Origin of the sequence: Streptomyces lateritius, assembly GCF_014649715.1 — a bacterium.
GTDB classification, from domain to species: domain Bacteria; phylum Actinomycetota; class Actinomycetes; order Streptomycetales; family Streptomycetaceae; genus Streptomyces; species Streptomyces lateritius.
Window position 1 is genome coordinate 15,763 of record NZ_BMTO01000001.1, and the last position, 12,767, is coordinate 28,529.

The 12,767-nt window shown below is 73.5% G+C and carries 12 protein-coding genes; 7 read left to right on the forward strand and 5 right to left on the reverse strand.

What is annotated here, in order from left to right:
* The first annotated feature begins 206 nt into the window (after positions 1-206).
* From IE136_RS00080 to IE136_RS00100, 5 genes are all read left to right on the forward strand, one after another.
* The gene (locus tag IE136_RS00080; RefSeq protein ID WP_189599066.1) at positions 207-1,379 is read left to right on the forward strand and encodes a lipid II:glycine glycyltransferase FemX; all 1,173 of its coding nucleotides are present in this window, start codon (positions 207-209) and stop codon (positions 1,377-1,379) included.
* Positions 1,376-2,998 (forward strand): murein biosynthesis integral membrane protein MurJ, encoded by a 1,623-nt coding sequence (murJ, locus tag IE136_RS00085; protein ID WP_189599067.1) that lies wholly within the window; start codon positions 1,376-1,378, stop codon positions 2,996-2,998. The genes IE136_RS00080 and murJ overlap by 4 nt, the downstream gene beginning before the upstream one ends.
* A gap of 92 nt (positions 2,999-3,090) precedes the next feature.
* A complete protein-coding gene (locus IE136_RS00090) occupies positions 3,091-3,774 on the forward strand; it encodes a response regulator (protein WP_158986983.1) in 684 nt (227 codons plus the stop codon).
* Positions 3,771-5,321, forward strand: coding sequence for an ATP-binding protein (locus tag IE136_RS00095; RefSeq protein WP_158986981.1), 1,551 nt, complete (start codon positions 3,771-3,773; stop codon positions 5,319-5,321). The genes IE136_RS00090 and IE136_RS00095 overlap by 4 nt, the downstream gene beginning before the upstream one ends.
* Complete coding sequence (locus tag IE136_RS00100; RefSeq protein ID WP_189599068.1) at positions 5,318-5,929, forward strand: hypothetical protein; 612 nt, start codon at positions 5,318-5,320, stop codon at positions 5,927-5,929. Before IE136_RS00095 ends, IE136_RS00100 begins: the two co-directional genes overlap by 4 nt.
* Positions 5,930-5,935: 6 nt before the next feature.
* Here the strand turns inward: IE136_RS00100 and IE136_RS00105 are convergent, their stop codons facing one another.
* Complete coding sequence (locus IE136_RS00105) at positions 5,936-6,769, reverse strand: serine hydrolase domain-containing protein (protein WP_189599069.1); 834 nt, start codon at positions 6,767-6,769, stop codon at positions 5,936-5,938.
* A 51-nt stretch (positions 6,770-6,820) separates the two neighbouring features.
* Between IE136_RS00105 and IE136_RS00110 the strand changes: the two genes are divergently transcribed.
* Together IE136_RS00110 and IE136_RS00115 are read left to right on the forward strand one after the other, a co-directional pair.
* Entirely contained in the window at positions 6,821-7,231 is a 411-nt protein-coding gene (locus tag IE136_RS00110) for a MerR family transcriptional regulator (RefSeq protein ID WP_158986975.1), read from the forward strand.
* Positions 7,228-8,241: an aldo/keto reductase gene (locus tag IE136_RS00115; RefSeq protein WP_158986973.1), complete on the forward strand. Its 1,014-nt coding sequence runs from the start codon at positions 7,228-7,230 to the stop codon at positions 8,239-8,241. The genes IE136_RS00110 and IE136_RS00115 overlap by 4 nt, the downstream gene beginning before the upstream one ends.
* Positions 8,242-8,262: 21 nt before the next feature.
* Here the strand turns inward: IE136_RS00115 and IE136_RS00120 are convergent, their stop codons facing one another.
* The 4 genes from IE136_RS00120 to IE136_RS00135 all read right to left on the reverse strand — a co-directional run bounded on the left by IE136_RS00120 (position 8,263) and on the right by IE136_RS00135 (position 12,648).
* On the reverse strand, positions 8,263-9,474 hold the full coding sequence (locus IE136_RS00120) for an acyltransferase family protein (protein WP_189599320.1): 1,212 nt from the start codon (positions 9,472-9,474) through the stop codon (positions 8,263-8,265).
* A 65-nt stretch (positions 9,475-9,539) separates the two neighbouring features.
* A complete protein-coding gene (locus IE136_RS00125) occupies positions 9,540-10,520 on the reverse strand; it encodes an alpha/beta hydrolase (RefSeq protein ID WP_158986971.1) in 981 nt (326 codons plus the stop codon).
* Positions 10,521-10,726: 206 nt separating this feature from the next.
* Positions 10,727-11,413 carry a response regulator gene (locus IE136_RS00130; RefSeq protein ID WP_189599070.1) on the reverse strand — a complete coding sequence of 229 codons (687 nt, stop codon included), beginning with the start codon at positions 11,411-11,413 and terminating at the stop codon, positions 10,727-10,729.
* Positions 11,410-12,648 carry a sensor histidine kinase gene (locus tag IE136_RS00135; RefSeq protein WP_229818607.1) on the reverse strand — a complete coding sequence of 413 codons (1,239 nt, stop codon included), beginning with the start codon at positions 12,646-12,648 and terminating at the stop codon, positions 11,410-11,412. The genes IE136_RS00130 and IE136_RS00135 overlap by 4 nt, the downstream gene beginning before the upstream one ends.
* Between the last annotated feature and the right edge of the window lie 119 nt (positions 12,649-12,767).

The window sequence follows — 12,767 nt, forward strand, 5'->3', positions numbered from 1 at the left end:
TCCGCAGCAGGAGAGGGAGAAAGAGTGGGATGTCCCGGACTCTAGGCCGCCGTCGAGGGCCCGTTCCCGGTCCGGCGGCCATGTGACAACGGCTGGAGAGGAACGGTCATCGTCCGGTCACATTCCCCGCGCGGAGCGGTCACGACCGGCTGTGAGCCTGCTGTGCGCCCCACCACCGAACGGGGCGGAACAAGGAGGCTTCCGTTGTGTCAGCGCTGCTCGTGACGGCCGCGCCCGCCCGTGCGCTGCGGCTGGGACCCGTCACCCCCGAGGCGTACCGTGCCTTCCTCGCCGCCCGCTCCACCGGACCGGACGGGCCGAGCTTCCTCCAACTCCCCGCCTGGGCGCGGGTGAAGGACGGATGGAGCCATCAACTCATCGGCTGGGGGCCGGAGGGCGGCGCCCTCACCGGCGCCGCCCTGGTCCTGCTCCGCCCCTTCCCCGGCACCCGCAAGTACTTCGCGTACCTCCCCGAGGGGCCGGTCGCCGACTGGGCCGACCCCGACCTCGACGGCTGGCTCGACCCCCTCCTCAAACACCTGCGGGCCTCCGGCGCGTTCGCCGTACGCATCGGGCCCGGCCCCGCGTTCCGCCGCTGGGACGCCGCCACGCTCAAGGCGAGCACCGGTCCCGGCCGGCGGCTGGCCGACGTCCTGGCCGGCGAGGTCGACCCGCTCGGCACCGCCGTCGCCGAACGGCTGAGGGCCCGCGGCTGGCGCCGGTGCGGCGGTGAGTCGGAGGACGGCGCCGACGCCCAGCCCCGCTTCGTCTACCAGGTCCCGCTCACCGGCCGTGCCCCCGACGACCTGTGGACCGGACTCAACCAGGAGTGGCGCCGCAACGTCCGCAAGGCCCGGAAGTCCGGCGTCGAGATCACCGTCGGCTCGGCAGCCGACCTGCCCGAGTTCTACCGGCTCCTTCGCGTCACCGAGGAGCGCGACGGCTTCCGGCTCGGCCGGTCCCTCGCGTACTACGAGCGCCAGTACGCCGTCCTGAACGCCGAGCACCCCGGCCGGATGAAGCTCTACCTGGCCCGTCACGAGGGCGAGATCCTGGCCGCCCACACCATGGTCACGGTCGGCCGGCGGGTCTGGTACCAGACCGGCGCCTCCGCCGACCACCGCCGCGAGGTCCGCCCCTCCAACGCCCTGCAGTGGCGCATGATGCTCGACGCGCACGCTGCGGGGGCCGACGTCTACGACCTGCGCGGGGTACCCTCCACGCTCGATCCTGACGACCGCGCCCACGGGCTGCTGCGCTGGAAGCTCGGCACCGGCGGGCAGGTCGTCGAAACACTGGGGGAGTGGGAGATTCCGTTGCAGGGCACGACCAACCACACGCTGCACCGCGCCTTCCAGGCGTATCTGGCCCGCCGGTGACGGCGACGCTCACCGAGTCACCCGCCAGGACCGCGTCCGTCCTGCGCAGCGGCGCGCTGATGGCCGCCGGTTCGCTGGTCTCGCGCGCCACCGGCTTCGTACGGTCCGCGATCGTCGCGGCGGCCATCGGCACCGGTTTCGTCGCCGACGGGTACGCGCTCGGCAACTCCGTCCCCACCATCGTCTACATGCTGCTGCTCGGCGGCGCGCTCAACGCCGTCTTCGTGCCCGAGCTGGTGAAGGCGGCCAGGGAACACGAGGACGGCGGCCGGGCCTACACCGACCGCCTCCTCACGGTCTGCCTGCTCGCCCTCACCGTCCTGACCGCCGTCGCCGTCCTCGCGGCGCCCGCGATCGTCGACGCGTACACCGACTACACCGGGTCGCAGCGCACGATGACCGTCGCCTTCGCCCGCTCCTGCCTGCCGCAGATCCTCTTCCTCGGCCTGTTCACCCTGCTCGGTCAAGTGCTCAACGCACGGGGCAGGTTCGGGGCGATGATGTGGACGCCGGTCCTCAACAACGTCGTCGTGGTCGCCGTCTTCGCCCTGTTCCTGGCCGTGTCCGACGGTGGCGAGCTCACCCCCGGCGAGACCGCGCTCCTCGGCTGGGGCACCACGGCGGGCATCGCCCTCCAGGCCCTCGCCCTCCTGCCCTCCCTGCGGGTGGCCGGCTTCCGCTGGCGCCCCCGCTTCGACTGGCGCGGCAGCGGCCTCACCGCCCCCCTGCGCTCGGCCGGCTGGCTGGTCCTCCTCGTCCTCACCAACCAGGCCGCGTACTGGGTCACCACCAAGGTCGCGACGACGGCCGGCCAGCTCGCCGAGGGCGCCGGGCTCAGCGCGTACAACAACGCCTACCAGCTGTGGACCGTCCCGCACGGCATCATCACCGTCGCCCTCGTCACCGCCCTGCTCCCCCGCATGAGCGGCGCGGCGGCCGAGGGCGACCTCGCGGGGGTGCGCCGCGACGTGGCCTACGCCCAGCGCACCAGCGCGGCGGCGATCGTCCCCGCCGCCTGCGCCCTCTTCGCCCTGGCGGTGCCGTTGATCGGCACGGTCTTCCAGTACGGGCGCACCGAAGCCTCCGCCGTCCGCTCCATGGCCTGGATCCTGATGGCCCTCGCACCGGGCCTCGTCGCCCTCTCCGGCCAGTACGTCTGCACCCGTGCCTTCTACGCGCTCCGCGACACGCGCACCCCCTTCTTCCTGAACCTGGTCATCGCGGGCCTCAACGCGCTGCTCGCCGTCGTCGCCCACCGGGTACTGCCGCCAGAGTGGGCGGTCGCGGGAATGGCCGCCGGCTACTCGCTGGCCCTGTGGGCGGGCTGGGGCCTGACGGCGTACGTCCTGGGGCGACGACTGAAGAACGCGGGCGGTACCGGCGGCACCGCCGGCGCACTCGTACGCCTGCTCGCCGTCGCCCTACCCGCCGCCGGCTTCGGACTCCTCGCCGCGGACCTGACCACTCCGGCGGGCCCGGTGCCGTCCGGCCTGGCGGGCGCACTCGCGATCGTCGCCGTCTTCGCCCTGCTGGCCCGCGCGCTGCGCCTCACGGAGGTCCAGGCGCTGATCGGGGCCGGAACGACCCGCGCCCGCCGCCTCGTACGGCGGGGCGGCTGACGGACGGGCCGTGCGGGGTCTCCCCGCGTGGCCCGCCCCTTCCGCCCCTTCCGGCCTTGGGACACTTCACCCGACCTAGGGATACTCCACAGATGCCACGCGTGCTCCTGATCGAAGACGACCCCTCCGTCCGGGAAGGCGTCGAGCTAGGGCTCCGGCGCCGCGGACACGAGGTGCGGACCGCCGCGACCGGGGAGGCGGGCCTCGCCGCGCTCGGCGAGTTCCGCCCCGAGCTGCTCCTCCTCGACCTCATGCTGCCGGGCATGAACGGCGTCCAGGTCTGCCGCCGGGTCCGCGAGACCAGCCAGCTGCCGATCATCATGCTCACCGCCCGCGGCGACGACTTCGACGTCGTCATCGGCCTGGAGGCCGGCGCCGACGACTACATCGTCAAGCCCGCCCGCACCGAGGTCATCGAGGCCCGCATCCGCGCCGTGCTGCGCCGCATCGAGGCGCCGGCGGGCGGGCGCCCGGCGGTGGAGTTCCACGGGGAACTGGCCATCGACCGGGCCGGCCTCGCCGTCGCCAAGAACGGCGAGCGCCTGGCCCTCGCGCCGTCCGAGCTGAAACTCCTCCTGCACCTCACGGCCGCCCCCGAGCAGGTCTTCAGCCGCCAACAGCTCCTCGAACACGTCTGGGAGCACAGTTTCCACGGCGACGCCCGTCTCGTCGACGCCTGCGTCAGCCGCCTGCGGAACAAGATCGAGGACACCCCGGGCGAGCCCCGCTACATACAGACGCTGCGCGGTTTCGGCTACCGCTTCGGACCGCTGTGAGGGCCCGCGCGAGCGGGGAGCCGATACCCGGGGAGGCAGAGAACGAGACCCCCGCCGCAACACCCGGGGCACGCCCCCGCCGCCGCCCCCGCGCCTTCGGCCTCCGCACCCGCCTCGTCCTCGCCTTCCTCCTCGTCGCCGCCGTCGGCTGCGGCACCACCGCCGCGCTCACCTACCGGGCCGCCCGCAACGCCATCCTCGAACAGACCCAGGACATCGCCGTCTCCCACTTCCGGGAGCAGGTCCAGACCGTCCAGGTCGGGCTTCCCGTCGACCGCACGGTGCTCCAGGACGCGGTCCGCCGGATCGCCCGCCAGGGGAAGCCCCGCCCCTGGAGGGTCTTCGCCGAGTACGGCACCCTCCGTGTCTCCTCCACCACCAGCCCCACCTCCACCGTGATCACCCCTGCCCTGCGCCGGTCCGCCCTCGGCGCACCGCACGGCAGCTTCCAGCGGGTCGTCAGCGCCGGCAAGCCGTGGCTCACCGTCGCCCTGCCGATCGTCTTCACGCCGGGCGAGCAGAGCGGCGGGACCCGCCCCACCGGCCTCGTCCTCTACGCCGTGATGGAGCTGGACGTGGAGGAGGTCAGCATCCGGGCCATGGTCACCGCCGCCCGCGACGGCGTCCTGCCCGCCCTCGCCGTGGCGCTGATCCCCGCCCTGCTCGCCGCCCGCAGCGTGCTGCGCCCCGTACGTGACCTGCGGCGGGCCGCGCGCAGGATGGGGGAAGGCAGGCTCGACACCCGGATCCAGGTGAAGGGAGGCGACGAACTCGCCGAACTGGCCCAGACCTTCAACGAGTCCGCCGCCGAGCTCGAACGCTCCGTCGTCGAGCTGCGCCAGGCCGAGGCCCGCGCCCGCCGCTTCGCCTCTGACGTCTCCCACGAACTGCGCACCCCGCTGGCGGGCATGCTCGCCGTCACCGAGGTCCTCGACGAGGACGCGGCCGGACTCGACCCCGACACGGCCGCCGCCGTCCGTCTGATCAGCGCCGAGACCGGCAAACTCGCCGTGCTCGTCGAGGACTTGATGGAGATCTCCCGGTTCGACGCGCGCGCCGCCGTGCTCCACACCGACGAGGTGGACGTGGCCGAGACCATCCGCCGAACGCTGCTGAGCAGGCGGTGGACGGAGCCGGCGCAGATCGTCACCGACCTGCCCGACGGCATCCGCGCCCGGCTCGATCCGCGCCGCTTCGACGTGGTGATCGCCAACCTCGTCGGCAACGCCCTGCGTCACGGCCGCCCGCCGGTCACCGTCCGGCTCTCCACCGAGTTCCGCGCGGACGACGCGAGCACCTGGCTCGTCACCGAGGTCGCCGACCGGGGCCCGGGTATCCAGCCCGAGGCGCTGCCGCACGTTTTCGACCGCTTCTACAAGGCCGATCAGGCCCGTACCCGCTCGGCCGGCAGCGGCCTCGGACTCGCGATCACCCTGGAGAACGTACGACTGCACGGCGGCACGGTCCGCGCCATGAACGATCCCGGAGGCGGCGCCGTGTTCGTCGTCGAGATGCCGGTGACGGCGGGACCGGAGGAGGGAGCATGAGACGGCTGCGCGGCGTCCTCGCCCCGGCCGTGCTGCTGCTGACCGCCACCGGCTGCGGCATCCAGCAGACCGACGTGGTCGAGGCGGGCGGCGGCGCGACCGTCACCGTCATCCCGCCGGGCTCGGAGCGGATGCTGCTCTTCCTCGTCGACAGGGAGGGGAGGGTGCTGCCGGTTGCCCGGTCGACGAGCGACCCCCTGGTGCACTGGGACACCGGGCCCAGCAGCGGGAGTGGCACGGAGACAGCGGGAACAACCGACGAAACGGAGGCCCCGGGCGGCTCGGGCTCCGAGGCGGGCCTGGAAAAGACCCGTACGAAGGCCGGCAAGGCGCTCGTCGTCCTGTCCATCGGGCCGACCGACGCCGAGCGGGACGCCGGCCTCGACTCCCGGCTGCCCGGCACCGGACGGTCCCCGCTCACGATCGTCGAGCAGGGCACCAAGGGCGGCAGGGCCTGGATCAGGACCTCGATGCCCGTCCGAGAACTGGAAGGGACCGCCGTTCAGCAGGTCGTCTGCACGGTCGCGTACGCCGAGAACCCCACCGCTCCACCGGAGGTCGTCCTGGGCGGCCCCGACGGCCAGCTCCCGGCGGCCCGCTGTGAGTAGAGGGCCTCAGCAGGTGTCGGAGCCCGCCGTACGCAGCTCCGCCAGCACCGCGTCCGTGAACAGCGGCCAGGCCTCCACCGCCCAGGCCCCGAAGGGCCGGTCGGTCAGGGCCACGCACGCGGCGCGGGCGTCCGGGTCGATCCACAGGAAGGTGCCGGACTGCCCGAAGTGCCCGAACGTACGCGGTGAGGACGAGGCCCCCGTCCAGTGCGGCGACTTGCCGTCCCGGATCTCGAAGCCGAGCCCCCAGTCATTGGGCCGCTGGTGTCCGTAGCCGGGCAGGATGCCGGTCAGACCGGGGTACGTCACCGTCATCGCGTCGAGCACCGTGCGCGCGTCGAGCAGCCGGGGCGCCTGCACCTCCGCCGCGAACCGCGCCAGGTCGTCGACGGTCGAGACGGCGTCCTTGGCGGGCGAGCCCTCCAGCGTCGTCGACGCCATTCCCAGCGGCTCCAGGACCGCCTGGCGCAGATAGTCGGCGAAGGGGATGTCGGTCGCCTTGGCGACATGGTCGCCCAGCACCTCGAACCCGGTGTTGGAGTAGATCCGGCGGATGCCGGGCGCGGCCGTCACGCGCGGTTCGTCGAAGGCGAGACCCGAGGTGTGGGCCAGCAGGTGGCGGACGGTCGCGCCCTCGGGCCCGGCGGGCTCGTCGAGGTCGATCGCCCCCTCCTCGTACGCCACGAGGACGGCGTACGCCGCCAGCGGCTTGGTGACCGAGGCCAGCGGGAACCGTCGCGCGGTGGGGCCGTGCGACCCGGCCGGGGTGCCGTCCGCGCGCACGACGGCGGCTGCCGCGGTGGGGACGGGCCAGTTCTCGATCATCGCCAGGCTCTGCATGCAGCCGAGCCTACTTGCTTCGAGTGCACTCGAAGGTTCTAGCGTGGGGTCATGAGCGTGATCGAGAGCACGACCCGCCCCGAGGGGAAGGACCGCTACACGATCAGCGAGGTGGCCGCCCTGACCGGCCTCACGGCGCACACCCTGCGCTGGTACGAGCGGATCGGGCTGATGCCGCACGTGGACCGGTCGCACACGGGGCAGCGCCGCTTCACCGAACGGGACCTGCACTGGCTGGCCTTCGTCGGCAAGCTGCGGCTGACCGGGATGCCGGTGGCCGCGATGGTGCGGTACGCGGAGCTGGTGCGGGAGGGCGAGCACACGTCAGCCGAGCGCCGTGAACTTCTGGAGACCACGCGGCGGGACGTCCAGTCCAGGATCGCCGAGCTGCAGGACACCCTCGCGGTGCTCGACATCAAGATCAGCCACTACGAAGAGCAATGCGGAGGTACGACCCGATGAGCAGGATCGCGACGGTACGTCTGGGCACGGACGGGCCGGAGATCGGCGTCCAGGGTTTCGGCGCCATGGGCATCAGCGAGTTCTACGGCGACACGGACGAGGCGGCGGCCCGCGACACCCTCGACGCCGCCCTGGAGGCCGGCGTCACCCTGATCGACACGGCGGACATCTACGGCCAGGGCGCCAACGAGGAGTTCCTCGCCCCGTTCGTCGCCGCCCACCGCGACGAGATCACCCTGGCCACCAAGTTCGCCATCGAGCGGCGGCCCGACGACCCGCACTACCGTGGGATCCGCAACGACCCCGCGTACATCCGGAGCGCGGTCGAGGCCAGCCTGCGCCGGCTCGGCGTCGAGACCATCGACCTCTACTACATGCACCGGCGCGACCCGGCGGTCCCGCTCGCCGAGTCCGTCGGCGCGATGGCCGAGCTCGTACGGGAGGGCAAGGTCAAGCAGCTCGGGCTGAGCGAGGTGACCGGCGCGGAGCTGCGCGAGGCGCACGCCGTGCACCCGATCGCGGCCCTGCAGTCGGAGTGGTCGCTCTTCTCCCGCGACGTGGAGCGCAGCGCGGTCGGCGCGGCGGCCGAGCTCGGCGTGACGTTCGTGCCGTACTCGCCGCTGGGCCGGGGCTTCCTCACCGGCGCGTTCGCGGACGCCTCGAAGGACCTCTCGGGCAGCGACTTCCGCCGGTACCAGCCGCGCTTCACCGGTGAGAACGCGGAGCGGAACGCGGCCCTGCTCGCCCCCGTCCACAAGATCGCGGCGACCCGCGGGGCGACGCCGGCGCAGATCGCTCTGGCCTGGGTGCAGCAGCGGTCCGATGTGCACGGTCTGACGGTCGTCCCGATCCCGGGCACCCGGAAGCGGAGCCGTCTGGAGGAGAACGCGGCGGCCACCCGGATCACGCTGACCGAGGCGGAACTGGCGGAGCTGGAGCCGATCGCCGCGGAGGTGACGGGCGACCGCTATCCGGACATGAGCTCCACCTCGGCGGCTCGGGAGGGCTGAGACCCGGTTGGAGAGGGCTGCTCACGCCAGGCCGAGCGCGAAGACCGCGAAACCCGCCGCGAGCAGCCCCGCCGCCGCGCGGGGAGCCGGGCCGGTGCGCGTCCACGGGGACTCGAACCCGCGCGCGTACCGCCCGGTCAGCACCAGCAGCCCGGCGAAGAGCGGCATCCAGGCGAGGCGGGCGAGGATCCAGCCGACCGTGTCGGGGGCCCCGACGAGACCCGGGACCTCACCCGCGTACGAAGCCGGGATCGCGGCGGCGAGCATCGCCGTCTGGTGCCAGCACAGGATCGTCATCGCGGACAGGTTGACGACCACGACCGGCGCCCAGAGCGCGGGCCGCTTCAGCAGCCTGCCGAGCCGGTCGCGCAGCAGGATCGCCAGGCCGCTCTGGGTGGCGGCGAGGGCGAGCACGAGCAGCGACGGCGGGTGGGAGTTGGTGCGCGCCTCGCCGGGCACGCCGACCATCGACGCGGGATAGCCGAAGGCGAGCAACAGGGCGGCGAAGAGCGCCGCGCCGCCGAGCAGCAGTCCCCAGGCGTGCCGCCTGGTGACCCGGCCCTCGCCCCAGGAGACACCGAGCTGGTAGGCGAAGAGCCAGCCGGGAAGGACGTTGAGGACGCTCAGCCAGGAGGGCATGGCCTCGGCATACGGTCCGTAGCGCAGGAAGTCGACGACGGCGACCGAACCGAGCAGCGGGGCCGCGGCCCACACGCCCGCCCGGCGGGCGGCGTGGACGCAGAGCGGGGTCAGGGCGGTCACGACCGTGTACACGCCGACGAACCAGAGCGGCTGGACGACGAGGGTGGACGCCGTTCGCAGGGTGTCTCCCGGCACCCCGAAGCCGTAGTGGAGCAGGGGCAGCAGCACGGCCCACACGGCGGTGACCCCCAGCACAGGCCGGCCGAGCCTGGCGAGCCTCCCCTTGAGCCACGCGCCGCTGGAACCCTTCCGCTTCCGGTACGACAGGACGGAGGCGTGACCGCCGACCAGAAAGAAGATCCCCAGCATCTGCAGGAGCCAGCTGACCGGGGCGAATCCGGGGAAGGCCGAGAGCGGGCTGGCGTTGTGGAGGGCGCCGTCGGAGGAGAGCGTGAACCCGCCGAGGAGCCAGTGCCCGGTCGGCACGGCGAGCAGGGCGAGGGCGCGCAAGCCGTCGACGGCCCGGTCGCGGTGGGCGGGCGTGCGCGCCTCGATCGTCGCGACGGCCTTCGTCACCGTGCCCGTCGTCATCGTGCTCAACGGCCTCGTGCCCGTCGTCATCGTGCTCAACGGCCTCGTGCTCGTCGTCATCGCGCTCATCGGACGTCACCTCGGGCGATGGCGGCGAAGGTACGCAGGGACCGGGTGCCGGCGCCGAAGTAGCCGTTGTGGCCCCGGGCGTCGTCGGCGGGCACCCGGCGGGCCCCGAAGCCGGCCCCGGTGGGGTCCTCGCCGTGCCCGAGCCCCGCGAACTCGACGTTCGGGACCCGGTCGATCCAGTCGGAGGGGTCCTTGGCGGCCCAGACCCGTGCGGAGGTGTTCAGCTCGGCGACGCTCCCGGCGCGCATGCCGGGGGAGCCGAAGACGACGATGTCCTTCGCCTTGAGGTCGTGCGCGGCGAGGCCGCAGACGACGGAGCCGTAGCTGTGGCAGAAGAGGGAGGGGGCGGGGGCGCCGACGGCCGCGAGTCCGTCGGTCAGCCGGGTCAGCCGCTCGGCCCCGACCTCGGCGAGATCACCGGTGGCGGCGTCGAGACCGACGCCTACGGGGGTGGTGTAGCCGGCCCAGGCGATGACGGCGGTGGTGTCGCCGGCCGCGTGGCGCAGGGCGTCCGCCATGTCGGTGAGCGGCTTGCTGTTGCCGGCGTCTATGTCGGAACCGGGCACGATGACGGCGATGTGCCGGGCGCGCGCCAAGTCCCCACGGACGAGGGCGATCTGGCCCCGGCCGCGCGGGTCGAACGCGAGGACCCGCTGCCCGGCGTACCGCGGCCCCGCGGCCTTGGCGTTGGCCTCGAACCGGAGCTGGAGGGGCGCGCCGTCCAGGTTGCCGACGACGGAGGGGTGCGCGCGGACGAGCTCCCGTTGCCGGGCCGGGCTCACGTTCCCGAAGAACGCGGCCACTTCGTCGGCGGTCATGCCCTCCGGGTCGGGCAGCCCGTCCGCCCGCCACGCCTCGGCCCCGACCGGCGCCCCGCTCACGGCCTGCTGGGCGCTCCCGGACGCCCAGCCCGCCGTCCCCGCGACCACGGTGGTGGTGAGCGCGGCGGCGACCAACGTCCTTGTGTAGCGGCGCATATGGCGGCCCTCCCTCTTCCCTCTGGTGTCTCGTCCTGACGAGAGGAAGGTAGGAAGAAGAGGGGCGGCGGCACGTCACACCGAGGAGCCAACTCCCCGCTCATACCGGAGTAGGGGCGGGAGGAGGGACGGGCCCCCGGGCCGGGGTGGGGCTTTCCCCCGGGGGCTGCCTGGATGCGGCGCGGAGCGCGGCGGTCCCGCCCCTTTCAGCGGCGGGCGTCGCCCGGCGTCACAAGTCCCGACTCGTACGCGAAGATCACCGCCTGTGCCCGGTCCCGCAGATCGAGCTTGGCAAGCACCCGCCCGATGTGCGTCTTCACCGTCTGCTCGGCGAGCACCAGCCGGTCCGCGATCTCCTGGTTCGACAGCCCCCGAGCGATCAGCTCGAGCACTTCCGTCTCGCGTGGCGTCAGACCGTTCAGCCGCAGCGCCGCCCGGTCCGCCCGCGGCGCCGGCCGCGACGCCGCGAAGTCGGCGATCAGCCGACGTGTCACCGACGGCGCCAGCAGCGCCTCGCCGGCCGCGACCACCCGTACCGCCGCGATCAGGTCCGCCGGCGGCGCGTCCTTCAGCAGAAAGCCCGACGCCCCCGCACGCAGCGCCTCGTACACGTAGTCGTCCACGTCGAAGGTGGTCAGCATCAGCACCCTCGGACGGTGGACGACCCCCACCGGCGGCGACAGGATCTCCCGCGCCGCCGCGAGACCGTCCATCTCGGGCATCCGCACGTCCATCAGCACCACGTCCGGATGGGTCGCCCGGGCCACCTCCACGCCCTGCTTCCCGTCCGGCGCCTCGCCCACCACGTCGATGTCGGCCTGTGCCGACAGCAGCGCGGCGAAACCCGCCCGCACCATGGCCTGGTCGTCGACGATGATCACGCGAATGGTCACAAGGTGCCCTTCGAGGTCAGCGGGAGGCGCGCGGCCACCCGGAAGCCGCCGTCCGGCAGCGGACCGGTGTCCAGCGTGCCGCCGGTCAACCGTACGCGTTCCCGCATGCCGACCAGCCCGTGCCCGGTCCCCGTACCGCCTTCCAGGGGCGAAGTGCGAGCCGGTACCGGCCCGTTGACGACGAGGACGGTCAGCCAGTCGTCGTCCGAGGTCACCGACACCCGGGTCTCCGCGCCCGGCGCGTGCCGCACCACGTTCGCCAGCGCCTCCTGCACGATCCGGTACGCCGACAGGTCCACCGCCTGCGGTACGTCACCGAGCCGGGCGGCCAGTTCGGCCGAGAACGACAACCGGGCCGGCACCCCCGCCCGTACCGTCGCCTCGATCAGCTGCTGCACCCGGTCGAGGCCCGGCTGCGGCGCCCGTTCGCCCTCCGCGCCCTCGCTGCGCAGCACCACCAGCAGCCGCCGCATCTCGGCGAGGGACTCTCGCGCGCTCGCGGCGATCGAGGTGAACTCCTCGCGGGCCGCCTCCGGAAGGCCGGGAATCCGGTACGGCGCCGAGTCGGCCTGCACGGTGATCACCGACATGTGGTGCGCGACCACGTCGTGCAGCTCGCGCGCGATCCGGGCCCGCTCCTCGAGGAGGGTCGTACGCGCCCGTTCCTCGGCGGTGCGGCGCTCGGCGTCGCCGCGCTCCCGGAGCGTCGCCGTGATGAGCAGGACGACCCCGCTCAGGACGAAGACCAGGACGTGCACGCCGTCGCTGTGCTGCTGTGAGACCAGCTCGAAAGCGAAGCCGACGGCGCCGGTCACCAGCCACACCCCGAGCAGCGCCCGTCGCGACTCGCGCAGCCCCAGGGCGAGCATCAGGGCGAGGTAGCCGACCACGACCATCGGCGTCCACGGCCAGGAACGCCCGTCGAGGCCGTCGGCGGCGAGCGTGACCAGCGCACCGGCGACATCGGCGGTCCCGATGATCCACCAGGCCTGGAGGGGGCGGGTCACCGCGAGCAGCAGCGGCGCGGTCTGGGCGGTGGCGAGGGCACCCGCGAGGGCGCCGTTGACCTGGTAGTCGTTGACGAGAACCGTGATGGTGACGGGCAGCAGCGAGGCGACGAAGGCGAAGGCGACGCCGTACGGCAGCAGCCGCAGCCACCGCTTCTGGGCCGAGGCGAGCAGGGGGGCGCCCGGCCGCGTCGGCGTCGCGAGGGCAGCCCCGAACGCCTGCGTCATCTCCCGCGCGGGGGCGAGGAAGCGCGCGGCGCGCGAGGGGGCTCGGGGGGCGGGGTCAGGGGCGGTGGCGGAGGTGTCGGTACTCATGGCCCGCTCAGGTTAGGCAGCCTCCCCGGCGC